At 69.9% G+C, this 22,543-nt stretch carries 21 protein-coding genes and 1 riboswitch; of the genes, 14 read left to right on the top strand and 7 right to left on the bottom strand.

The annotated features are described in order from the left end of the window. Positions 1-161 precede the first annotated feature (161 nt). The 12 genes from OO70_RS16945 to OO70_RS16895 all read left to right on the top strand — a co-directional run bounded on the left by OO70_RS16945 (position 162) and on the right by OO70_RS16895 (position 15,189). Positions 162-3,437 carry an alginate lyase family protein gene (locus tag OO70_RS16945; protein WP_051741398.1) on the top strand — a complete coding sequence of 1,092 codons (3,276 nt, stop codon included), beginning with the start codon at positions 162-164 and terminating at the stop codon, positions 3,435-3,437. A gap of 27 nt (positions 3,438-3,464) precedes the next feature. After that, positions 3,465-4,715, top strand: coding sequence for an alginate lyase family protein (locus OO70_RS16940; RefSeq protein WP_043671031.1), 1,251 nt, complete (start codon positions 3,465-3,467; stop codon positions 4,713-4,715). A 140-nt stretch (positions 4,716-4,855) separates the two neighbouring features. After that, positions 4,856-4,969 carry a putative leader peptide gene (locus tag OO70_RS56850; RefSeq protein WP_324604858.1) on the top strand — a complete coding sequence of 38 codons (114 nt, stop codon included), beginning with the start codon at positions 4,856-4,858 and terminating at the stop codon, positions 4,967-4,969. 68 nt (positions 4,970-5,037) lie between these two features. Then, on the top strand, positions 5,038-5,922 hold the full coding sequence (locus tag OO70_RS16935) for a glutathione S-transferase C-terminal domain-containing protein (RefSeq protein WP_043671028.1): 885 nt from the start codon (positions 5,038-5,040) through the stop codon (positions 5,920-5,922). Between the two features lie 77 nt (positions 5,923-5,999). Beyond that, positions 6,000-6,108: riboswitch (SAM riboswitch) on the top strand. 334 nt (positions 6,109-6,442) lie between these two features. After that, a complete protein-coding gene (locus tag OO70_RS16930; protein WP_043671024.1) occupies positions 6,443-7,423 on the top strand; it encodes an amino acid ABC transporter permease in 981 nt (326 codons plus the stop codon). Next, positions 7,420-8,217, top strand: coding sequence for an amino acid ABC transporter ATP-binding protein (locus OO70_RS16925; RefSeq protein ID WP_043671022.1), 798 nt, complete (start codon positions 7,420-7,422; stop codon positions 8,215-8,217). The genes OO70_RS16930 and OO70_RS16925 overlap by 4 nt, the downstream gene beginning before the upstream one ends. A gap of 62 nt (positions 8,218-8,279) precedes the next feature. Next, a complete protein-coding gene (locus OO70_RS16920) occupies positions 8,280-9,308 on the top strand; it encodes an ABC transporter substrate-binding protein (RefSeq protein WP_043671019.1) in 1,029 nt (342 codons plus the stop codon). Between the two features lie 79 nt (positions 9,309-9,387). After that, the gene (locus tag OO70_RS16915; RefSeq protein ID WP_043671016.1) at positions 9,388-10,125 is read left to right on the top strand and encodes a GNAT family N-acetyltransferase; all 738 of its coding nucleotides are present in this window, start codon (positions 9,388-9,390) and stop codon (positions 10,123-10,125) included. A 213-nt stretch (positions 10,126-10,338) separates the two neighbouring features. Beyond that, positions 10,339-11,565, top strand: a complete 1,227-nt coding sequence (locus OO70_RS16910) for an LLM class flavin-dependent oxidoreductase (protein ID WP_043671013.1) — start codon at positions 10,339-10,341, stop codon at positions 11,563-11,565. Positions 11,566-11,584: 19 nt separating this feature from the next. Then, positions 11,585-12,958 (top strand): NtaA/DmoA family FMN-dependent monooxygenase, encoded by a 1,374-nt coding sequence (locus tag OO70_RS16905; RefSeq protein ID WP_043671010.1) that lies wholly within the window; start codon positions 11,585-11,587, stop codon positions 12,956-12,958. After that, positions 12,955-14,034, top strand: a complete 1,080-nt coding sequence (locus OO70_RS16900) for an LLM class flavin-dependent oxidoreductase (protein ID WP_043671007.1) — start codon at positions 12,955-12,957, stop codon at positions 14,032-14,034. The genes OO70_RS16905 and OO70_RS16900 overlap by 4 nt, the downstream gene beginning before the upstream one ends. Before the next feature lie 15 nt (positions 14,035-14,049). Then, a complete protein-coding gene (locus OO70_RS16895) occupies positions 14,050-15,189 on the top strand; it encodes an LLM class flavin-dependent oxidoreductase (RefSeq protein ID WP_043671005.1) in 1,140 nt (379 codons plus the stop codon). Here OO70_RS16895 and OO70_RS16890 read toward each other — a convergent pair. Further along, on the bottom strand, positions 15,168-15,542 hold the full coding sequence (locus tag OO70_RS16890) for a hypothetical protein (RefSeq protein WP_043671002.1): 375 nt from the start codon (positions 15,540-15,542) through the stop codon (positions 15,168-15,170). The two genes, OO70_RS16895 and OO70_RS16890, sit on opposite strands and share 22 nt — an antisense overlap. Before the next feature lie 49 nt (positions 15,543-15,591). Here OO70_RS16890 and OO70_RS16885 point away from each other — a divergent pair, with 49 nt between their 5' ends. Continuing rightward, entirely contained in the window at positions 15,592-16,065 is a 474-nt protein-coding gene (locus OO70_RS16885; protein ID WP_043672602.1) for a GNAT family N-acetyltransferase, read from the top strand. Here OO70_RS16885 and OO70_RS16880 read toward each other — a convergent pair. From OO70_RS16880 to OO70_RS16855, 6 genes are all read right to left on the bottom strand, one after another. After that, positions 16,027-16,530, bottom strand: a complete 504-nt coding sequence (locus OO70_RS16880) for an AAA family ATPase (protein ID WP_043672598.1) — start codon at positions 16,528-16,530, stop codon at positions 16,027-16,029. The two genes, OO70_RS16885 and OO70_RS16880, sit on opposite strands and share 39 nt — an antisense overlap. Further along, the gene (locus OO70_RS16875; protein ID WP_043670999.1) at positions 16,524-17,603 is read right to left on the bottom strand and encodes a phosphotransferase enzyme family protein; all 1,080 of its coding nucleotides are present in this window, start codon (positions 17,601-17,603) and stop codon (positions 16,524-16,526) included. Before OO70_RS16875 ends, OO70_RS16880 begins: the two co-directional genes overlap by 7 nt. Continuing rightward, positions 17,600-18,361, bottom strand: coding sequence for an ABC transporter ATP-binding protein (locus OO70_RS16870; RefSeq protein ID WP_043670996.1), 762 nt, complete (start codon positions 18,359-18,361; stop codon positions 17,600-17,602). Before OO70_RS16870 ends, OO70_RS16875 begins: the two co-directional genes overlap by 4 nt. Beyond that, positions 18,358-19,131 (bottom strand): ABC transporter permease, encoded by a 774-nt coding sequence (locus OO70_RS16865; RefSeq protein WP_043670993.1) that lies wholly within the window; start codon positions 19,129-19,131, stop codon positions 18,358-18,360. The genes OO70_RS16870 and OO70_RS16865 overlap by 4 nt, the downstream gene beginning before the upstream one ends. Next, positions 19,128-20,156, bottom strand: coding sequence for an ABC transporter substrate-binding protein (locus tag OO70_RS16860; RefSeq protein WP_043670990.1), 1,029 nt, complete (start codon positions 20,154-20,156; stop codon positions 19,128-19,130). The genes OO70_RS16865 and OO70_RS16860 overlap by 4 nt, the downstream gene beginning before the upstream one ends. Before the next feature lie 129 nt (positions 20,157-20,285). Beyond that, on the bottom strand, positions 20,286-21,206 hold the full coding sequence (locus tag OO70_RS16855; RefSeq protein ID WP_043670987.1) for an ABC transporter substrate-binding protein: 921 nt from the start codon (positions 21,204-21,206) through the stop codon (positions 20,286-20,288). Between the two features lie 386 nt (positions 21,207-21,592). Here OO70_RS16855 and OO70_RS16850 point away from each other — a divergent pair, with 386 nt between their 5' ends. Then, positions 21,593-22,477 (top strand): sulfurtransferase, encoded by an 885-nt coding sequence (locus tag OO70_RS16850; protein WP_043670984.1) that lies wholly within the window; start codon positions 21,593-21,595, stop codon positions 22,475-22,477. The last annotated feature ends 66 nt before the right edge of the window (positions 22,478-22,543 follow it).

The raw sequence follows: 22,543 nt of genomic DNA, 5'->3' as shown, positions 1-22,543 counted from the left end.
GCTTCGCTGGAAGGGCGGGGAGGGGTTGTCGGTGGGCTGCGGCGCCGTCGGGGCTGGGCGCGCAGTTCCCCGCGCCCTTTCAGGGCGCTGCTGCTGAGCCGCCATTGACTACATCGGGTCCGCTTAGCCGCCGAGGACTTCTCGGCGGCGCCGCCGCTCTCCTGCTGGCCTCGGGCGCGAGCGGACTGCTCGTGCCCGGCCGGGCCGCTGCCGCCCCGGACGACACCGAGGTGACCTTCTCCCACCCCGGTCTGCTGCACACCGCCGACGACCTCGCCCGCATGAAAGCGGCGGTCGCCGCCAAGCAATCCCCGGTCTACGACGGCTACTTGGCGCTTGCGGCCCACGCCCGCTCGTCGTCCTCGTACACCGTGCAGAACACGGGCCAGATCACCACCTGGGGTCGAGGCCCTGCCAACTACCAGAACCAGGCCGTCGCCGACTCGGCCGCCGCCTACCAGAACGCCCTCATCTGGTCCGTCACCGGAGACACCGCACACGCAGACAAGGCCCGCGACATCCTCAACGCCTGGTCCAGCTCCCTCACCGCCATCACCGGAGCCGACGGCCCCCTCGGCGCGGGCCTCCAGGCCTTCAAGTTCGCCAACGCCGCCGAACTTCTCCGCCACACCGGCTACGACGGCTGGACCCCCGCCGACATCGCACGCTGCGAGGAGTCCTTCCTCCGCGTCTGGTATCCGGCCCTGTCCTGCTACACCCTCTACGCCAACGGCAACTGGGACCTGACGTCCCTTCAATCCCTCCTCGCCATAGGGGTGTTCTGCGAGGAACCCACCCTCTTCTACGACGCGCTCCGCTTCGCCGCGGCCGGCGCCGGCAACGGCAGCGTCCTCCACCGCATCGTCACCGACGCGGGCCAGGGCCAGGAGAGCGGCCGGGACCAGGGCCACGAACAGCTCGCGGTAGGCCTGTTGGCGGACGCCGCGCAGGTCTCCTGGAACCAGGGCGTCGACCTCTGGGGCTTCGACGACAACCGCATCCTCGCCAATGTCGAATACGCCGCCCGCTACAACCTCGGCGGCGACGTCCCCTTCGTCCCCGACCTCGACCGCACCGGCAAGTACATCAAGCTGTCCGTCTCGGCCACTTCGCGTGGCAACCTGCCTCCTATTTACGAGATGGCGTACGCCCACTACGCCGGTGTGCGCGGCCTCGGCACCCCCTACACGAAGAACGCCGTCTTCCGAGGCACCGGCGGAACTCGTGTGGTGGAGGGCAGCAACGACGACCTGCCGAGCTGGGGCACCTTCGCCTACGCCGGTGCCACGACGCCCTCGCCGACCGTGCCGACACCACCGGCCGGTGTCACGGCGGTGGGCAACGACCGCTCTGTGACGGTGACTTGGTTGCCGTCGACCTGGGCCGACTCCTACACGGTCCTGCGGGCGACAGATGTGGACGGCCGTTACGAGACGATCGCGTCCGGGGTGGGGCAGCCGACGTACACGGACCGGCACGTGCACGCGGGTCGGACGTACTACTACGCCGTCACTGCCTCCAACACCCTTGGTGCGAGCGGTAGTTCGGCCTGGGCTGCCGCCTCCGCCGGTCTCCCCGGACCCTGGTCGACTCAGGACCTGGGGGACGTGAAGATCGCCGGTTCCGCAGCCTTCGACGGCGAGCGCTTCGTCCTGGAGGCGAGCGGCACCGCCGACACTTACCGTCTCGTCCACCTTCCCCTGCACGGCGACGGCACGGTCACCGCGCGGATCGTGTGGCCGCTCAGCTCGCAGTACTCCAAGATCGGCGTCACCCTGCGCGCCTCCCTCGACGCGGACGCGGCGCAGGCCTCGATGCTGATCCAGGGGCTGCCGCTGCACACCTGGAGCGGAGTGTGGACGGTACGGCCGTCGGTGGGCGCCGATGTCTCCGCGACCGGCAGCACACCCGTACCGCCCTCCCAGCAGCAGGCGATCACGGTGAACGCCGCCTTCCCGATCTCCAACCTCGGCACGCTGCCCGAATCGGCGACCCCGCTGGAGGCGCCGTACGTCGAAGGTGCGGGCGACGGCTACCGGCTGCGGAAGCCCTACTGGGTGCGGGTGACCCGCAAGGGTGCGCGCTGCACCGGAGCCATCTCACCGGACGGCGTTCACTGGACCGAAGTAGGCGTGACTGACGTCGAGTTGGGGCGCACCGCGTACGCGGGCCTCGTCCTCACCTCCTGCCTCGGCGTCGACGAGGACTACGCCGAGACCGGCACCGGCGCCTTCGACAACGTCAGCGTGACCTCCTCGTCCGGCGCGGTCTGGTGCGTGCCCCGCCCCGCCCGCACCGTCACTGACCTCCGGGCCGAAACCGGTACCGACGCCGTCGAGTTGGCCTGGACCGACCCGGACCTCTCCGCCGAGTACACGGTGCTGCGCGCCACGCGGACCGGGGGACCGTACAAGACCCTCGCCACCCACGTCGGCCCGGTCGGCTTCGGCACCCGTATCCGGTACGTCGACGCGACTGGGACGCCGGGAACGACGCACCACTACACGGTCGCGAAGACCAACGCCGGTGGACGCGGGCCGCGTTCGACGCCTGCGCAGGCCGTGATGCCGACCCCAGCGCAACCCCAACTCGCCTCCGTCACCGCCGTGTTCGCGAACGTCGGTGCCGCCTTCCGGTGCCTGCTGCGCGCCTCGCACGAGCCCGTGCGGTTCGCCGCGGACGGGCTGCCCGCCGGTCTGCGCGTCGACCGGCGCACCGGGCTCATCTCCGGAACCCCCACGGAGACAGGGGAGTTCACGGTCGCGACCACCGCCGCCAACGCCTCAGGGACCGCGACCGGCACCCTCGCCCTCACGGTCGGCACCGCGCCGCCCGCGCCGTGGACGTACGGCGATCTCGGCGACACCGTGCTCGACGACCGTGCCTTCGGGACGCTGGGCGTAGTGGCGATCACCACGCCGGGCAGCACGTCGTACGACGGCGGGACCTTCACCGTGCGGGGCGCCGGCGTCGATCTGAACGCCAACGGCCAGGGAATGACAGGGCAGTTCGTACGGCGGCCCGTCAGCGGTGACTGCGAGGTCGTCGCCCGGCTCGTGTCGCGGACGGGTGTCACGGCCGACCGGGTGGGGTTGCTCATGGCGAAGTCGCTGTCGCCGTTCGACCAGGCGGCGGGCGTCATCGTCAGCGGCGGGACCACCGCTCAGCTCATGCTCCGCAAGACCGTGGCCGGTGCCTCCGCCTTCACCGGCGGCGCGTCCGCCACCCTCCCCGCCCTGCTGCGGCTGAAGCGTGCCGGGACCGCCTTCAGCGCAGCCCTGTCCACCGATGACGGTGTCACCTGGACCCCCCTCGCCGACGGAGAGATCCCCGGCTTCGGTGACGCCCCTTACTACGTCGGCCTGGTGGTCTGCTCGCGCAGCCAACCGGTCCGCTGCACCGCCGAGTTCGACGAGGTGAGCATCACGCCCACCTGATCCTTCATGGATTGGAGATGCACCGCAATGAGCCGCACTTCCCCCCACGAGCACCTCCGCAGAACAGAGTTGAGCCGCCGCGGTCTGTTGAAGACCGCCGGCGGGCTCACCGCCGCCGTCGCCCTCGGCGGCGCCACGTTGGCAACGACCGCGCACGCGGCCCCGGCCACCTTCACCCACCCCGGCATGCTGCACAACGCCGGTGACATCAACCGGGCCAAGGTCAGGGTCGCGGCGGGAACCGACCCCTGGCTGTCCGGCTGGAACCGGCTGACCGCCAACTCCCACTCCGCGTCCACCTGGACGAACCGGGCCACGGCCACCATCATCCGCGGCGGCGACGGCCAGAACTACAGCCTTCTCTACAACGACATCGCCGCCGCCTACCAGAACGCCCTGCGCTGGAAGGTCGGCGGCACCGAGGCGAACGCCGTCTGCGCCGCGAACATCCTCAACGCCTGGTCTTCCACGCTGACTTCGGTCACTGGGAACGCCGACCGATTTCTCGCGGCCGGCCTCTACGGCTGGCAGTTCGCGAACGCCTGCGAACTCATGCGGGACTACAGCGGGTTCAATCTGGCCGCCGCGCAGCAGATGCTGGCGAACGTCTTCTACCCGCTCAACAACAGCTTCCTCACCAACCACAACGACGCCTGCATCACCAACTACTGGGCCAACTGGGACCTGTGCAACATGGCGTCGATCCTGGCCATCGGCATCCTCAACGAGGACAGCGCCAAGTACGACCAGGCCGTCACGTACTTCAAGTCCGGTGCGGGCAACGGCTCCCTCGCGCACGCGGTGCCGTATCTGTACACCGACTCCGACGGCTACGCGCTCGGCCAGTGGCAGGAGTCCGGCCGCGACCAGGGGCACACCGTCCTGGGTATGGGCCAGATGGGCGCGATCTGCGAGATGGCCTGGAACCAGGGCGACGACCTGTACTCGTACGACAGCCGCCGCTTCATGAAGGCCGCCCAGTACGTCGCGAAGTACAACAGCGGCAGCGACGTGCCCTTCACCACCTACACCTGGGGCACCGGGCAGAGCTGCGCTTCGTCCTCCCAGACGGTGATCTCCTCCGCCTCGCGCGGCCAGATCCGGCCGGTGTGGGCGATGCTCCACTTCCACTACAACCGGCGCATCGGCCTCGACGACAAGTACATCTCGGCCATGTACTACGACCTCGTCGCACCCGAGGGCGGGGGAGGTGACTACGGCTCCGACAGCGGCGGATACGACCAGCTCGGCTTCGGCACCCTGATGTACGCGAAGTAGCGACGCTGATGTACGCGAAGTAGCGGCCCGGCATGTCCACGGGTCGGGCACCGGTGCCCGACCCGTGGACGCCCTCTTGACCCCGGGCGGCGGCGGATCGACACTCCAGTAGGGAATCCTAGTGAACAGGTAGGGAAACAATGGGGCGCCTTGAGTCGGTCACCACCAGCCGCGTGGACCGTTCGCCTCTTCTGACCTCCCGCCGTCACATCGATCTGCTGCGGGTCTGCAGCGCGATCAGCCCCCTGCGCTGAGCCCCCGTCCTCCGCACGACGACGCTTCCGCCGCGCGTACGTCCACGCGCCCGTACCCGGGGAGTCCCATGTCCATCACGCCTCTCGCCGCCGTCCCCTCGCCCCGGTCCGCCCCCCTGTTCCGGGGCAGGATCGGCAGCGACGCGCGCAGCGGGCACTACGCCGTGCCGCGCCGCTACCGCCTCCATCTGTCCACCGCCTGCGCCGACGGCCTGCGCATCGCCGTCACCCACAGCCTGCTCGGCCTCGACGAGAGCTGTCCGGCGGTGTTCCTGTCCGCCGTACCCGACTGTCCGAGTGGTGGACACTCCGCGCTGCGCCCGCTCTACGAGGCGAGCGCGCACCGCTATTCAGGACCGGCCGCCGCGCCGGTGCTCAGCGACGACTGGTCCGGCCGGATCGTCAGCACCCACGCCCCCGACATCACCCGCGACCTCGCCCGGCACTTCGGCGAAGGCGGACCCCAGTTGTACCCATGCGGTGCCGAGTCGGAGATCGAGGCCGTCGAGCGGCTCTGCGCGCAGGGCATCGAGGACGCGGCGCAGCGCGCCGGCGCGGCCGGTGTCGCGCAGGAGGAGCGCGACGAAGCGCTCGGCCGGCTGCTGGAGACGCTGGGTTCACTGGACCGTTGGCTGGACGGCCGCGAGCACATGATCCGCGACGAACTCACCGCCGCCGACGTCGACTTGTGGGTGTCGCTGGTCCAACTCGACACCGTGCACCGCAACCACCTGGACGCCGCCGCCGTGCAGCGCATCGCCGACCACCCCCACCTGTGGGCCTACGCGCGCCGGCTGGCCGCCCACCCGGCCTTCGGCACCCACCTCGACCTCGACGGCATCGCCCGCCGCCACCACGCCCACTGCAGGGGCCTGGAAGCCGCCGGCGCCGCTGTCCAGATCCTGGACTGGGCAGCCCACGCGGCAGACGAAACGGGAGCTTGTCGCAGCTGAGCGAGGTCTGCACCGTCCGCCTGCTGGACGGGCATTGACATTCGTTCGGGCAATTGTCTTAACTTGCGACCAAGAACGGTCATGAGTGTCAGCGACAAGCCCTGGCTTGCTGACCGGCAACCCTCGCACGCGGTGGGGTGCCCCAGGTGACGACCGGACCGGATGACGTTTCGGTAAGCGCGAGGCCCTGCGGGGCCGGAACAGTGACAGGTGACGCCATGTACGCAGCTCCCAGGACGGCCACATGCCGCCCGCAGGGCTGCGTACGGTCGTACGCCAACCTGTTCGTCGCCGACCGCGCTGTCGATCTGCTCCGGGTCAGCAGCGCACTGTGTACCGCACCGGGCCGCGCCCGCTGTCGGGCCTGACGACCAGTCGGCCCACGCACCTCTGACGCACACCCGCTTCCGCCGGTGTGCCTGCCGCCTCCCCGCCCCCGGTCCCGTGCACCCGCGCGTGCCGTCCGCCGTCGCGCGTCCACCGCCGCGGACCGGGGTCTGTGAACCTGCCGGAGCCCTCCATGACTGAACCCCCGGGCACCACCGTGTCCCTGGCCGACGCCCCGTCCGCCGACGCCCCGTCAAAACCCCTGACAGCACAGCGAGTTCAGCCGCTGCGCCGGCCCGGCCGGTGGATCGTCACCCTGGTCGTACTGGTGCTGGTCGCCCAGTTCATCCATGGACTGGCCACCAACCCCTTCTACCAGTGGAGCCGCTTCGGCTACTGGTTCCTGCGCCCGACGATCCTCGACGGACTCGTCATCACCCTCGAAGTGGCCGCGCTCAGCGCCGTGTTGGGCCTCCTCGGCGGCATCCTGCTCGCCCTGGCCCGACTGTCCAAGAGCCCGGTACTGCGCGCGGCGAGCTGGACCTATGTCTGGGCCCTGCGCTCGATCCCGCTCATCGTGGTACTGATCTTCCTCTACAACTTCAGTGCCCTCTACCAGACACTCAGCATCGGCGTCCCCTTCGGCCCCGCCTTCTTCTCCTTCGACGAGTCGAAGCTCGCCACCGACATGGCCGTCGCCGTGCTCGGCCTCAGCCTCAACGAGGCGGCGTACGCGGCCGAAGTGGTCCGCGGCGGCATCCTCTCCGTCGACCAGGGCCAGCACGAGGCGGCCTCCGCCCTCGGCCTGCCCAAGGGCTACCAGTTCCGCAAGATCGTCTTCCCGCAGGCGCTGCGCTCCATCACCCCGAACTACGTCAACCAGCTGATCGGCCTGATCAAGAGCACCTCGCTGGTCTTCTACGTGTCGCTGCTCGACCTGTTCGGCTCCGCGCAGACGATGGGCTCGACCTACCCCGGCGACATCGTGCCGCTGCTCCTGGTCGTCACCGTCTGGTACCTGATCCTGACCAGCGTCGTCTCCGTCATCCAGTTCTACGTCGAGCGGCACTACGCCCGGGGCGCCACCCGCTCCCTGCCGCCGACCCCGATCCAGAAACTCCGCACCGGTGTCACCGACCTGCGGGCCCGCATCCGCAGGGAGGCCGCCGTATGAGCACGCACACGATCGAACCGCTGGCGGAGATCACACCCGCCGCCGTGGAGGTGCACGACGTGCACAAGTGGTACGGCGCCCACCGGGTGTTGGACGGCGTCGACCTGACCGTACGGCCCGGCGAGGTCACCGTGATCCTCGGCCCGTCCGGCTCCGGCAAGTCCACGCTGCTGCGGGTGATCAACCACCTGGAGAAGCCCGAGATCGGCTACGTCAGCGTCAACGGCGAGCTGATCGGAGTGAAGCAACAGGGCGGACGGCTCAAGGAGTTGAGCGAGCGGGCCATCCTCGCCCAGCGCAGCCGCATCGGATTCGTCTTCCAGAACTTCAACCTGTTCCCGCACCTCACCGTGCTGGACAACGTGGCCGCCGCCCCGGTCGCCACCGGCAGGCTCGGCAAGCCCGAAGCCCTGGAACTGGCCCGGGAGTTGCTCGGCCGCGTCGGTCTCGCCGAGAAGACCGGCGCCTACCCGAGGCAGCTGTCCGGCGGCCAGCAGCAGCGCGTGGCCATCGCACGCGCCCTCGCCCTGCGTCCTGGCGTCATCCTCTTCGACGAGCCGACCTCCGCGCTCGACCCCGAACTCGTCGGTGAAGTCCTCGCCGTCATCAAGGACTTGGCGACCAGCGGCACCACCCTCGTCATCGTCACCCACGAGATCGGCTTCGCCCGCGAGGTCGCCGACCGGGTCGTCTTCATCGACGGCGGAAAGATCGTCGAGCAGGGTCCGCCCCACGAGGTCCTCGACAAGCCACAACACGAACGGACCAGGGACTTCCTCAGCAAGGTCCTCTGAGCCCCACCCGCACTTCCACCTTTCACCTGCATCAGCCCCGAACACCGAGCCTAGGAACAGCCATGTCTACGCCCAGCCTTCGCAGCAGAATCACTCGCGGACTCACTGCGGGAACCGTCCTCGCCTCCCTCGCCGGTGGTCTCGCGGCCTGCGGCGGCGACAGCGACGCGGCCACCACGTCCGGCAACGCCGCCGCCGGCACGGTCACGGTCGGCGCACTCTCCAACGGAGCCGCCAAGGAGGCCACGCTCAAGGTCGCCGAAGTGAAGTCGATCAGCGCCGAGTTGCCCAAGTCCATAGCGAAGAGCGGCAAGTTGGAGATCGGCGTCGGCTTCCTGCCCGCCGGCTCCCCGCCGCTCGGCTATGTCGGCTCCGACCAGAAGACCCTCACCGGTTCCGAGGCCGACATCAGCCGCCTGGTCGCCGCCGTGCTCGGACTCAAGCCCGAGCTGAAGAACTCCACTTGGGAGAACCTCTTCATCGGCTTGGACAGCGGCAAGGTCGACGTGGCCTTCTCCAACGTCACCGACACCGAGGAGCGCAAGGCGAAGTACGAGTTCGCCTCCTACCGCGAGGACAACCTCGGCTTCGCGGTGAAGGCGAGCAACACCTGGAACTTCGACGGTAATTACGAGAACCTCGCCGGCAAGACCGTCGCCGTGGGCGCGGGCACCAACCAGGAGCGGATCCTCCTGGAGTGGAAGAAGAAGCTGGCCGCCGAAGGCAAGAAGGCGCTCACCGTCAAGTACTTCCAGGACAACAACAGCACCTACCTCGCGCTGGCCTCCGGAAAGATCGACGCCTACCTCTCCCCGAACCCCTCGGTCGCCTACCAGGTCTCCTCGACCAAGGGCACGGCGAAGGCGGTCCGCAACGCGGGCACGTACTCCGGCGCCGGATCCTCCCTCCAGGGCCTGATCGCGGCCACCGCGAAGAAGAACAGCGGCCTGGCCAAGCCCCTCGCGGACGCCATCAACTACCTGATCAAGAACGGGCAGTACGCCAAGTGGCTGGCCGCCTGGAACCTCTCCAACGAGGCCGTCGCCAAGTCCGAGGTCAACCCGCCCGGACTGCCGCTCAGCGACTCCTGACCCACCCTCTCGGCAAGGGGACCCCGCCGCGGCACGGCGGGGTCCCCACCCGCGTGACCAGTACTGGAGCCGTCACCCGATGTCTTCCACCATCAGTCTCGAAACCACCGCGTCCCACGTCCTGGACAACCCCGCCTGGGCCGCGCTCACCGGGCCGCACGCCCACTTCGCCGAGCGCGTCGGCCGCGCCGCCCGCTACCCCGTCGACGTGGCCGGCTTCAACGCCGTCACCGACAACGACGACCCGCGCGCCTGGGCGGACCTGGCCACCCTCGTCGGTCCCGGGGGCACCGCCGCCGTGCGCGGGGTGAGCAAGGTCCCCGACGGCTGGGAGATCGTCCGCTCCGGCCAGGGCGTCCAACTCGTCGACACCGCGCTGCGGTCCGAGCCCGACCCCGAGGCCGTACTCCTCGGCCCCGACGACGTACCGGAGATCCTCGACCTGGTCGCCCGCACCGAACCCGGCCCCTACCTGCCCCGCACCGTCGAGCTGGGCACCTACCTCGGCATCCGCCACGACGGCCGACTCGTCGCCCTGGCCGGCGAACGCCTCCACCCGCCCGGCTGGACCGAGATCAGCGCCGTGTGCACCGACCCCGACCACCGTGGCCGGGGCCTGGCCACCCGCCTGGTCCGCGCGGTCGCCGCCGGCATCAAGGAGCGCGGCGAGCACCCCTTCCTGCACGCGGCGGCCACCAACACGAACGCGATCCGGCTGTACGAGTCGATCGGCTTCACCCTGCGCGCCCGCACCGTCTTCTCGCTCGTACGGCACACAGGTCCGACTGCCGCCGCCGATCCGGAAGAAACGGCATAGCTGTGCCGTTGCCCCCTATGAAGCCGGAATCCGTGGAGGTGGAGCACATGTGTGGCGCATCCATCATTCACGTGTGTCTCACCACGCGGCAGCACATAGACCTGCTGCGCGTGGCCGGCGCGCTCTGTCGCCCCTGACCCCGTTGCCCCAGCCGCCGTGCGCCCGCATCCATGGGACGGCGATCTCGTACGGACCTCCAGGAAGGCACCACTCGTGTCATCGACCTCCCCTTCACCTCTGCATCTCGCCGTCGCCCTCGACGGCACCGGCTGGCACCCCGCCTCCTGGCGCGAGCCGGTGGCCCGACCCCGCGACCTGTTCACCGCCTCCTACTGGGCCGACCAGGTCGCCGAGGCCGAGCGCGGCCTCCTCGACTTCGTGACCTTCGAGGACGGCCTCGGCCTCCAGTCCTCGCACTACGGCGAGCTGGACGGCCGCACCGACCAGGTCCGGGGCCGCCTCGACGCCGTGCTCATCGCGGCCCGCATCGCACCGCTCACCAGCCACATAGGCCTGGTCCCGACGGTGGTGTCGACGCACACGGAGCCGTTCCACATATCGAAGGCGATCGCCACCCTCGACTACGTCAGCACCGGTCGAGCCGGTGTGCGGGTGCAGCTCTCCGCCCGCCCGCACGAGGCCGATCACTTCGGGCGGCGCACCTTCGAGCCGATCAGCCTGGAGAGTCTGCGGAGCGAGGCCGGACAGGAACGGCTCGCCGAGCACTTCGACGAGGCCGCCGACTACATCGAGGTCGTGCGTCGGCTCTGGGACAGCTGGGAGGACGACGCAGAGATCCGCGATGTCGCCACCGGCCGCTTCGTCGACCGCGACAAGCTTCACTACATCGACTTCGAGGGCCGCCACTTCAGCGTCAAGGGCCCCTCCATCACCCCGCGCCCGCCGCAGGGCCAGCCGGTCGTCAGCTCCCTCGCCCACCAGACCATCCCGTACCGGCTGGTGGCCCGTGCCACCGACATCGGCTACGTCACCCCGCACGACACCGAAGAGGCGCGGGCGATCGTCGCGGAGATCCGTGCCGAGCAGGAGGCGGCGGGCCGTGCCGACGAGCCGCTGCACATCTTCGGCGACCTGGTCGTCTTCCTCGACGACGACGAGGCCACGGCGGTCGCCCGCCGCGAGCGGCTCGACGGCCTCGCGGGGGAGCCGTACACCAGCGACGCCCGCATCTTCGCCGGTACGCCCGCCCAACTCGCCGACCTGCTCCAGGAGTTGCAGTCGACTGGCCTGACGGGCTTCCGGCTGCGGCCCGCCGTCGCCGGGCACGACCTCCCGGCGATCACGCAGGGACTGGTCCCCGAACTCCAGCGCCGGGACGCCTTCCGCCGGGCCTACGAGGCCGACACCCTGCGCGGACTGCTGGGGCTCGCCCGCCCCGCCAACCGCTACGCCGCTGCCGCTGCCGCAGCCACCGCCTGAGCCGGAGGGACCGTACGACATGAGCAAGCCCCTGAAGCAGATCCACCTGGCCGCCCACTTCCCCGGAGTCAACAACACCACCGTGTGGAGCGACCCGGCGGCAGGCAGCCACATCGAGTTCAGCTCCTTCGCGCACTTCGCGAAGACCGCCGAACGTGCCAAGTTCGACTTCCTGTTCCTCGCCGAGGGTCTGCGGCTGCGCGAACAGGGCGGAAAAATCTATGACTTGGACGTCGTCGGCCGCCCCGACACCTTCACGATCCTCGCCGCGCTCGCCGCCGTCACCGAACACCTCGGCCTGACCGGCACCATCAACTCCACCTTCAACGAGCCCTACGAGGTGGCCCGCCAGTTCGCCAGCCTCGACCACCTCTCCGACGGCCGTGCGGCGTGGAACGTCGTCACCTCCTGGGACGCGTTCACCGGCGAGAACTTCCGGCGCGGGGGCTTCCTGCCGCAGGACGAGCGCTACTCCCGGGCCAAGGAGTTCCTCGCCACCACCAACGAACTCTTCGACTCCTGGCACGGCGACGAGATCCTCGCCGACCAGAGCACCGGCACCTTCCTGCGGGACGCCAAGGCCGGAGCCTTCGTCCACCAGGGCCAACACTTCGACATCCACGGCCAGTTCAACGTCCCGCGCTCCCCGCAGGGCCGCCCGGTGATCTTCCAGGCGGGCGACTCCGACGAGGGCCGCGAGTTCGCCGCGTCGAGCGCCGACGCCATCTTCAGCCGGTACAGCACCCTCGACCAGGGCCAGGCCTTCTACACCGACGTCAAGTCCCGCCTCGCCAAGTACGGCCGCCGCTCCGACCAGTTGCTGATTCTCCCCGCGGCGACCTTCGTACTCGGCGACACCGACGCTGAGGCCGAGGACCTGGCGAAGGAGGTGCGCCGCCAGCAGGTCAGCGGCGCCACGGCGATCAAGCACCTCGAGTTCGTGTGGAACCGGGACCTGTCCTCGTACGACCCCGACGGCCCGCTGCCCGACATCGACCCGGACGTCAGCGACAACCACATCTCCAAGGGACGGGCCCAAGTCCGCATGTACCGCGACCCGTTGGCCACGGCCCGCGAGTGGCGCGAGCTGGCCGCCGCCAACAAGTGGTCGATCCGCGACCTGGTCATCGAGACCGGCAACCGCCAGGCCTTCATCGGCTCCCCGTCCACCGTCGCGAAGACCATCAACGACTTCGTGCAGGCCGACGCCAGCGACGGCTTCATCCTCGTCCCGCACATCACCCCGAGCGGCCTCGACCCCTTCGCCGACAAGGTGGTCCCGCTCCTCCAGGAACAGGGTGTCTTCCGCACCGAGTACGAGGGCCCGACCCTGCGCGACCACCTCGGCCTCACCCACCCCGACGAGGTGCGCGACGAACGGGCGGCATCGTGAAGTTCCTCGCGATCACCCTCATCGTCCACCGCCCCGACCCGATCACCGGGGTACAGAAGTCGACCCACGAACGCTTCCGCGAGGTCCTCGACAACGCCCTGCTGGCCGAGGAGTTGGGCTTCGACGGCTTCGGCGTGGGGGAGCGGCACGAGCGGCCCTTCATCTCCTCCTCGCCGACCGTCGTCCTCAGCCACATCGCCGCACTCACCCGCCGTATCCGCCTCTTCACCGCGGTCACCACCCTGAGCCTCCTCGACCCCGTCCGGGCCTACGAGGACTACGCGACCCTCGACCACCTCTCCGGCGGACGCCTCGACCTGATCATCGGCAAGGGCAACGGCACCGCCCAGCGTGAGCTGTTCCACGTCACGCCCGAGGACCAGTGGGAGCGCAACGCCGAGAGCTACGAGGTGTTCCGGCAGCTCTGGCGGCAGGACAAGACGACGGCGAAGACCCGCTTCCGCCCGGAGTTGAAGGACGCCGAGGTGTGGCCGCGGCCGTACCAGCAGCCGATCCGGGTCTGGCACGGCAGCGCCACCAGCAAGGAGAGCGTCGACCTCGCCGCCCGCTACGGCGACCCGCTGTTCTCCGCGAACGTCACCAACCCCATAGAGTCCTATGCCGAGTTGATCCGCTACTACCGGGAACGCTGGGAGCACTACGGCCACGACCCGGCGACCATCGCGGTGGGCGCGGGCACGGCCGGCCTCTACGTTGCCCCCACAACGCAGGAGGCACTGGCGGTCTACCGCCCCATCTTCGAGAGCAACCTGACCTTCCAGAAGCAGGTGGGCCTGCCCGTGGTCTTCGAGACCCTGGAGGACTTCGTCGAGCGCAGCTCCGCGCTGATCGGGAGCCCGCAGCAGGTCATCGACAAGGTGCACCGCTACCACGAGCAGTTCGGGCACACCGTGCTCCATCTCCACGCGGACGCGGCCGGTCTGACGGACACTCAGCACAGGGACTCGCTGGAGCTGTTCGGGTCGGCGGTGGCCCCCGTGCTGCGCAAGGACATCCCGGACCCGCCGTTCGACTGGGGACCGGTCCTGCCCGAGCCCGTCTCCGTCGACCTCTGAGGAGTGAGCGAGAAGATGTCCCCCGGTATCCCGCTCGGCGTCCTCGACCTGGTCCCGATCTCCTCCGGCTCCACCGCCCCCGAAGCACTGCGCCACTCCATCGAACTCGCCCAGCGGGCCGAGGAGTTCGGCTACGCCCGCTACTGGTTCGCCGAGCACCACCTCAACCCGGGCGCCGCGGGCACGTCCCCCGCGGTGGTCCTGGCGTTGACGGCATCCGCGACCTCCACGATCCGGCTCGGCTCCGGCGCCGTACAACTCGGCCACCGCACCGCGCTGTCCACGGTCGAGGAGTTCGGCCTGATCGACGCGCTGCACCCGGGCCGCTTCGACCTGGGCCTGGGCCGCTCGGGCGGCCGCCCGTCGCCCCCATTGCCGACGGCGACTCCGATCATCGACGGCAAGGCCCCCAACGGCCTGCGCATCCCGCCCCGTTTCTCCTTCGAACGACTCCTCGGCTCACCCAGAATCGCCCTCCAGCGCAAGCTGCTCCTGTTGCCCGACGCCAAGTCCCAGGACTACGGCGAGCAGATCGACGACGTCCTCGCACTGCTGGCCGGCACCTACCGTTCCCCGGACGGCGTCGAGGCGCACGTCGTGCCGGGCGAGGGCGCCGACGTCGAGGTGTGGATCCTGGGCAGCAGCGGTGGCACCAGCGCCGAGGTCGCGGGCCGCAACGGCCTGCGCTTCGCGGCGAATTACCACGTCAGCCCCGCCACCGTCCTTGAGGCGGCGGACGGTTACCGCGCCGCGTTCCAGCCCTCCGACGTCCTCGACAAGCCGTACGTCAGCGTCTCCGCCGACGTCGTCGTCGCCGGGGACGACGAGACGGCCCGCGAACTCTCCACCGGCTACGGCCTGTGGGTGCGCTCCATCCGTACGGCGGAGGGTGCCATCAAGTTCCCGACCCCCGACGAGGCACGCGCCCACGTCTGGAGCGACGAGGACCGCGAGCTGGTCCAGGACCGCATCGACACCCAGTTCGTCGGCTCGCCCAGCCGCGTCGCCGATCAGCTGGAACAGCTCCAAGAGGCAACTGGTGCCGACGAGTTGCTCATCACCACCATCACCCACGACCACACGGATCGCGTGCGGTCGTACGAGCTGCTCGCCCGGGAATGGCGTCGGCGGGGTCACTCCTCCCAGTCGAGCTGATGCTCCGGGGTCCCCACCGACCGCCCGTACGCGACCGCTTCGGCGCGGCCGGCTTCGTCGCCGCGCCGATAGCGGAAAACTTTCCCGGCGAAGACGACCACGCGCTCGTCCCCGACGGTGAAGTCGGCGTACCAGCCGACGGCCGGCTCCAGCACGTCGGCCAGCGCCTCCGCGATCCGACCGGCGGCACCGTCGTCGTCGGTCTCCCACTCGATGAACGTCCAGGCGTCGGGCTGCCCGGCCGTCGCACTCGCCGAGTTGTCGACCCGCTCGACCTTCCGGATACGCAGTCCGTGCGGCGCGAACACAGCACCGGCGCGCAGGCTTTCACCGAGAACGTAGCCCGTGATCATGACCCATCTCCTTCTCGACCTCGTACGGCTCTCTGCCATGATCGATACCATGGCCATCCGTATCGAGTCCGCCGATGTCATCGACCTGCACCAGGTCCTGGAGGACCACCCCCGCTACTGGGGAGAGCGTGATCTTCGCGCACTCCATCTCACCGCGCTGGTGCAGGAGTTCGGGTCCACCTGCCTCGTCGCCCGCGCCGACGACGGCATCCGTGGATACCTCTTCGGGTTCGTCACCCCCGACCACACCGGATACGTACACCTGGTGGCCACCCGTGACGACGCACGCGGCACAGGCCTCGGCCGCAGCCTGTACACGGCCTTCATCGAGGCCGCCGAACAGCAGGGCGCGGTCCGTCTCAAGGCGATCACCTCGGTCACCAACGAGGGCTCGATCGCCTTCCATCGCACCCTCGGCTTCGACGCGCACACCGTGGAGGACTACGACGGCCCGGGCCGACCCCGCGTCGTCTTCACCCGCGAACTACCGTCCGGTGATGGCTTTGAGAAGCGAGGCCAGTGAGTCCTCCGGCTCCTGTCCCGCGGTGTCGACCACGATGCGGTCGCGGTTCCACGGCTCGTACTCCCGGCCGACGACCTGCTCCCAGTCGGGCAACGGCAGATCCGGGATGTCGACCGACCGCGAGGCCACGCGCTGCCGGTGCTCGTCCGGGTCGGAGCAGACGATCTCGATCTCCACGGCGGGCACACCCGCCCGCACAGCCGTATCGCGCCAGGCGTCCCGCGTGACGGTCAGCGGATTGACGGACTCGGCGAGCACGGTCAGCCCCTGACGCAGATGTTCCTCGGCCAGGGCGTATCCCACGAGGTAGCCCACCGGACCCACCGGATGACGGACCACCCCAGAGCGGACGATGGCCTGCTCGATGGTGTCGACCCGGAGGTGAACGGCCCCGATGCGGGCCGCGAGGAGACGCGCCAGCGTGGTCTTGCCGGTGGCAGGGAGGCCGCCGATGGTGATCAGCATGCCGGTACCCACCGCCGCAGGAGATTCAGCAGACGCTGCCCGCTCTCGCTGGCGAACCACTCCGCGTGCCCCACGTAATACTCGTACGCCAGCCGGGTGTTCTCCGCCGACCGCGTCACGCCGTGGAAGTAGCCCAGCTCGGAGAGCGCGAACTCGGCGTGGACCAGGGGGAGTAGCGCGGGGAGCGCCTTCGACTCGGCGGGGCTGAGCGGGCGTACGGACCGGTAGCCGTCGAGGAGCGCGAGCGCGTCCTCCTCGCGGACCGGGAAGCCGGGCTGGAGCCACTGGACCGTGTTGCGTTCGATGGCGGTGGCCAGGTCGTGTACGGCTGTCGTGCGGTCGCTCATGCCGAAGTCGAGGGCTGTGGCGACCGAACCGTCCTCGTTCCAGAGGAGGTTGGAGGCATGCCAGTCGTTGTGGGTCCAGAGCGGGGTGAGGCCCGCGAGGTGCGGGGCCAGTTCCTCGTGCAACGGGAGCAGGATACGCCGTGTGTCCTCCCGCCACGGGAAGTCCGCAAGCCCCTTTGCCAGTTGGGGGCGCTCCTCCACGTAGCGCTCCAGCTCCGCCTCGGGGTCGGCCGAGGCGAACACCGTGAACGATGCGACCAGTGGCTGCACTTGACGACGCGGCGCGTCGAAGCCCTCCGCCGCCAGGTGCAGGCGGGCCAACGCCTCGCCGGCTGCCCTCGCGTGGGCGGGGGAGCGGAACGGGGACCAGGACAGGGCGTCGCGGTAGAGGTCGATGCCGGTACCGGCCGAGTGCACCTCGTACGTCCACTCGCCGCGCGTCGCCGCGTCCAGCACTTCGACCACCGGTGCGCCGCGCAGCCGTAGATGCCGTAGGAAGGCGTGCTCCTCGGTCAGGCCCTCCACCGTTCGGACGGAGACGTGGTGGCGTTTCACGAACAGGCGGCGTCCGTCCCGTTCCACCACGGCCGCCGCCGACAGGGGGCGTGGACTGCGCCACACCACCCGGGCCGGGCCCACGATGTCCCTCACCTCGGTGTCCGTCAGTGGGGGCCAGTCGGGTTCGACCGGGTCGGTGCCCAAGCCGTGGGCGAGGTGGGAACTCACGCTGTTTTCACCGCCGTTGTGCCGTGCAGGGCGTCCAGGACGCGGCGCTCGGTCGCGGCGAAGTCCGGGTTCGTGAAGTCGTCGGCGCTGCGCGGGCGGGCCAGGGGGACCTCGACGCGGTCGACCACCGTGGCCGGGCGCGGGGACAGGACGTGCACCGTGTCCGCGAGCAATACCGCCTCGCGGATGTCGTGGGTGACCAGGACCACCGTCCAGCGGTGGCGCTGCCACATCCCCGCCAGCCACAACTGCATCTCGGTCCGGGTGAGGGAGTCGAGCGCGCCGAACGGTTCGTCGAGCAGGAGCACCGGTCGCTCCAGAACCACCGTGCGCAGCAGGGCGGCGCGTTGGCGCATGCCGCCGCTGAGTTGGGACGGGTACGCCTTCTGGAAACCGTCCAGGCCGAAGTCGGCGAACAGTGCGTCGGCCCGCCGCCGTGCCTCCTTCTTCCGTACGCCCTGTGCCTCCAGGCCCAGCGCCGTGTTGTCGAGCACGGTCCGCCAGGGGAAGAGAAGATCCTTCTGCGGCATGTAGGCCACCTTGCCGGACTCCACTCCGGCCGGCTCGCCCTCCACCAGCACCCGGCCCGACGTGGGGCGGTCGAGGCCGGAGACCAGGTTGAACAGGGTGCTCTTGCCGCTGCCGCTCGGGCCGATGACCGCCGCGAACTCGCCCGGTTCCACGGAGAGTTCGAGATCCCGCAGGACCTCCAGCGGGCCGAAGGACTTGCCGACGCCCTCGATACGAAGACTGCTCATGCCGTCCTGTCCTCCTTCAACGCCCGTTCCCACGGGAGTACCAGCCGCTGAAGCAGATAGGTCGCGCCGAACAGGGCGATGCTCAGCGCCGCCGTCACCGCGACCGCCGCGAAGACCAAGTCCGTGCGGAACGCGCTCTTCTGCGCCTGCATATAGATCCCGAGGCCCGCCTCCGCACCCGCGTACTCGGCGAACACGGCGCCGACGACGGCGTAGGTGATGCTCACGCGGAGCCCGGCGAAGAAGTACGGCATCGCGCTCGGCACCCGGACCAGCCGGAACGTCCGCCACCGGCCCGAGCCCAGCGAGCGCAGCAGTCGCATCGCCTCGCGGTCGGTCGCCGCGAAGCCGGCGGCGAGGTTGGCGGCGAGCGGGAAGAACGTCGTCAGGGTCACCACCAGCATCTTCGGCAGCAGTCCGAAGCCGAACCAGATGATCAGCAGCGGTGCCACGGCCACGATCGGGATGGTCTGCGAGGCGACGAGCAGCGGATACAGGCCCCGGCGGGCCGCCGAGGAGAAGTCGAGGAGTACGGCGACCAGCCAGGCCGCCGCGAACGACAGCGCGAAGCCGAGCAGTGTCTCCTGGAGGGTGGGGAGCGTCTGGTCCCACAGGTCCTGGCGGTTCAGCCAGCCCTGCTCCACGACCCGGGCAGGGGAGGGGAGCGTCGTCGGATCGACGCCTGCGGCGGTGACGTACAGCTGCCAGCCGCCGAAGATCACCGCGAGGACGAGGAGCGGCGGCCACAACGACCGCAGCAGCGGCCTCACTTGGCGTCCGGGAGGTAAGCGTTGGTGAAGAACGTCGACGTCTTGGGGGCGGACGTCAGCTTCTTGCCGTCGGCGTCGACGAGCAGGCCCGCCTTGTACTCGAAGTCCGCGAAGGCCTGCCAGCGCGCGGCGCTCTGCGTGCCGATCGAGCCGTCCGTGCCCTTGTAGTACTCCTTGGCCAGCAGCGCCTCGCTCTCCTTCACCAGCTCGGTGTTGGTGAGGACGCTCTTGTTGGCGGAGATCAGCAAGTCGGCCGCCTGGGAGGGGTGTTCGGCGGCGTAGCGGTAGCCCTTGTCGATCGCCGCCAGGAACTTCTTCGCGACCTCCGGGTTCTTCTTCAGGAACTGGTCCGAGGACGCGACGAGCGTCGAGTAGATCGCCGGGAAGCCGTAGTCGGACAGCTGGAAGTTCTTCAGCGGCTTGCCGCTCAGCTTCGCCTCCAGGCCCTCCCAGGTCGGCATCGGCATCGCGAAGTCCGCCTTGCCCGCGTAAAGCGCCGCGTACGCCGAGGTGTTGAGGGTGACCTGCTTGAAGTCGCCCTTGCCGCCAGCGTTCTGGATCACCTTCTGCAGCAGCGGCTTCTCGTACGGGGCGCCGAAACCGGCGTACGTCTTTCCGTCCAGGTCCTTCGGCGAGGCGATGTCGTCCCGGTCGGCCCGCACGGCGATCGTCACGTCCGTCTTCTGCGTCACGGCGTAGACGGAGGTGATGTCCTGGCCTGCGGCCCGCGCGGTGGTGATGCCTTCCTGGTAGGAGATGCCGAAGTCCGCCTTGTGGTTGGCGATCAGGGTCTCGGGCGCGGTCGAACCGTAGGGCACGATCTTGACGTTGATCCCGGCGGCCTTGAACCAGCCCTTGGCCTGGGCGACGTAGATGCCGGTGTGGTTGGTGTTGGGCGTCCAGTCCAGGGCGAGGGTGACGGTCGTGGTGCCGTCCTTCGCGGCGGCCGTGGAGTCGGCGGAGCAGCCGGTGACGGCGAGGAGGGCGGTCGCGGCTATGGCGGACAGGGCGGTACGGCGATGCATGTCGGGTCCTTCGAGGGGTGGGAGGGCTGGCGGGTCGGTCCGGTCACGGCCGACACAGCGCGCTGCCCACCCTCATGAAGTCGACGGCGAGACGCCGGGTCAGCGTCCGCGCCTGGCAGGCCAGGGCTCTCAAGTGGTCACGTCCAGCAGGCCGTTGGTGAACGACTTCGCCCAGTCCCGGTCGTCCGCGATGGCGCCGTTCTCGGCGAGCCAGTGTGCGTAGGGGCCCATCCGGCCCTCGTCGATCACACCCCAACGGCCGTCCGCATCCGTCCAGGTGGGCGCGATGAGCGCGAGGGAACGGGCGATCAGCGGGCGCGGGAAGTACGGGATGACGTGCTCCAGCAACTCCAGGGTGGCATCCGGCTCTTGGGCGGCGGCCGCGTAGCCGCGAGCCGTCACGGCGAGGAAGTCCCGTACGAGAGAGGGGTGTTGGTCGAGCAGCGTCTCGTTCGTGCCGAGCAGGTAGCTGTGGTAGCGCGGGGCGCCGATCTCGTCGACCGGCCACGTCACCCGCTGCTCCTCGGGCAGGTCGCCGCGCAGAGCGTCCCACGACCAGTAGTTGCCGAAGGTCGCGTCCGCCTCGCCCGCCGCGATGTCGTCCACGGTCAGCTCACGCGCCCCGGCGTCCACACCGATCACGGCGTCCGGGTCACCGCCGTCGGCCGCCACCAGGTGACGCACCATGGCCCGGCCGCGCGGGGTCGGGTTGTAGGCGATACGGCGGCCGGCGAGGTCGCGGGGGCGGGTGATCCCGGTCGACGTGGTGGTCTGGATCGCTTCCAGGCCCCGGTGGTTGATCGCGGACACGGCGATCAGCGGCTGGCTGTGCTCCGCGCGGCGGGCCAGCAGCCGGTTCGGCGGGAAGATCCCGAAGTCCACCTCGCCCCGGGCCAGGTATTCGAGGGTGTCGCCGCGTCCCGGATCCTGGACCACCAGCTCGACATCCAGACCGGCCTCGGCGTACCAGCGGCGGGCGCGGGCGACGTACAGACCGGCTGAATTCGGCCAGGGGTGGAAATAGTCGAGCATGACCCGTATGTGCGGCATGGGGGTACTCCGGGATGTGCGCAGGCGTGACGGCGCCTGAAGGGAGGGGGAGAGGGGTGCGCGAAGGCGGTGGATCAGTGCATGCGACAACAACAGGAGCGGCGCGCCGGGGAGTTGACCACCGGGTGCTGGGGCTCGACTGCTGCAGACACGTGAACTCCTACGCGGGCGCTGAGGCGCGAGTGGTGCGGTCGGCGTCCCCATGGGGGCCGGACTCTCGACGAGCCGGTCCCAGACGCCCTCTCAGCCCAACCGGGTAGGGGCTCCCGCGTAGATGGCCGAACGATAACCGCACTACCCGGATTCTGTGCAAGCATGGTCCGATATTTGAGACGGTCACGCCCGAGGGGTGAGACGCCCAGTTCGCGGGCGTACGATCGGCCGCCATGACCACCTCCCTGCTGCCCGGCCCGCTGGTCGACGACACCTGGCTCGCCGCCCGTCTCGACGACCCCCGGCTGGTCGTCCTCGACGCCACCGCGCTCCTGCCCTCACCCCGCGAGGACGGCGACCACCGCTCCGCGAGCGGGCACGGGACATGGGCCGAACGACATGTCCCCGGATCGCGACACGCTGACCTGACCGGCGACCTCTCCGACCACGACGCGCCGTACCACTTCGCCGTGCCGTCGCCCGAGGCCCTCGCCGCCGCGCTGGCCCGGCTGGGCGTGGGGGAGGGCAGCGAGGTCGTCTCCTACGACAGCGGGGGCGGGATCTGGGCGGCCCGGCTGTGGTGGATGCTCCGGGCGATCGGGGTACCGGCGGCGGTGCTGGACGGCGGTCTCGAAGCGTGGGAGGCGGCCGGTCGCCCGCTCGCCTCCGGCGACGACACCGGCCCGGTTGCGGCTGTCAGTCCCCTGACACCCGTCGTACGTCCTGACCTGTGGTCCGGCATCGACGACGTGGCCGCCGTCAGTCGCGGCGAGCGCCCCGGCACCCTGGTCTGTGCGCTGCCCCCGGGCGGCTACGACGGCTCCGCGCCCACCCGCTACAGCCGCCGCGGACACATCCCTGGCAGCCGCAGTCTCCCTGGCCGGGGTCTCCTCGACGAGACCGGGCGTGTCCTGCCGTCCGATGAGCTCGCTGCCAGGATCGGCGTGGTCCTCGACACCGACGACTCACCGGTCGTCCTGTACTGCGGCGGCGGCATCTCGGCCGCGGGCGCCGCACTCGCGCTCACGCTGCTCGGCCGTACGGACGTGTCCCTCTACGACGGTTCGCTGGAGGAGTGGTCCAAGGACCCTGCCCGGCCGCTGGAGTTGGGGTCCTAGACCACAAGACCTCCGCGCGGTCACCGGAGTTGGGGGTCTGAAGCGCAAGAACCCTGCGCTGCCGGG

The organism is Streptomyces xylophagus, from assembly GCF_000716435.1.
Taxonomy (GTDB): domain Bacteria; phylum Actinomycetota; class Actinomycetes; order Streptomycetales; family Streptomycetaceae; genus Streptomyces; species Streptomyces xylophagus.
Note: the sequence above shows the minus strand (reverse complement) of the source record. Positions and strands in the feature narration are given on the sequence as shown.

Coding starts and splice junctions, on each gene's coding strand:
- OO70_RS16860 (WP_043670990.1), bottom strand. CDS start 20,156: ATGCATCGCCGTACCGCCCTGTCCGCCATAGCCGCGACCGCCCTCCTC.
- OO70_RS16915 (WP_043671016.1), top strand. CDS start 9,388: ATGTCTTCCACCATCAGTCTCGAAACCACCGCGTCCCACGTCCTGGAC.
- OO70_RS16905 (WP_043671010.1), top strand. CDS start 11,585: ATGAGCAAGCCCCTGAAGCAGATCCACCTGGCCGCCCACTTCCCCGGA.
- OO70_RS16885 (WP_043672602.1), top strand. CDS start 15,592: ATGGCCATCCGTATCGAGTCCGCCGATGTCATCGACCTGCACCAGGTC.
- OO70_RS16940 (WP_043671031.1), top strand. CDS start 3,465: ATGAGCCGCACTTCCCCCCACGAGCACCTCCGCAGAACAGAGTTGAGC.
- OO70_RS16920 (WP_043671019.1), top strand. CDS start 8,280: ATGTCTACGCCCAGCCTTCGCAGCAGAATCACTCGCGGACTCACTGCG.
- OO70_RS16850 (WP_043670984.1), top strand. CDS start 21,593: ATGACCACCTCCCTGCTGCCCGGCCCGCTGGTCGACGACACCTGGCTC.
- OO70_RS56850 (WP_324604858.1), top strand. CDS start 4,856: ATGGGGCGCCTTGAGTCGGTCACCACCAGCCGCGTGGACCGTTCGCCT.
- OO70_RS16935 (WP_043671028.1), top strand. CDS start 5,038: ATGTCCATCACGCCTCTCGCCGCCGTCCCCTCGCCCCGGTCCGCCCCC.
- OO70_RS16895 (WP_043671005.1), top strand. CDS start 14,050: ATGTCCCCCGGTATCCCGCTCGGCGTCCTCGACCTGGTCCCGATCTCC.
- OO70_RS16930 (WP_043671024.1), top strand. CDS start 6,443: ATGACTGAACCCCCGGGCACCACCGTGTCCCTGGCCGACGCCCCGTCC.
- OO70_RS16880 (WP_043672598.1), bottom strand. CDS start 16,530: ATGCTGATCACCATCGGCGGCCTCCCTGCCACCGGCAAGACCACGCTG.
- OO70_RS16890 (WP_043671002.1), bottom strand. CDS start 15,542: ATGATCACGGGCTACGTTCTCGGTGAAAGCCTGCGCGCCGGTGCTGTG.
- OO70_RS16855 (WP_043670987.1), bottom strand. CDS start 21,206: ATGCCGCACATACGGGTCATGCTCGACTATTTCCACCCCTGGCCGAAT.
- OO70_RS16870 (WP_043670996.1), bottom strand. CDS start 18,361: ATGAGCAGTCTTCGTATCGAGGGCGTCGGCAAGTCCTTCGGCCCGCTG.
- OO70_RS16925 (WP_043671022.1), top strand. CDS start 7,420: ATGAGCACGCACACGATCGAACCGCTGGCGGAGATCACACCCGCCGCC.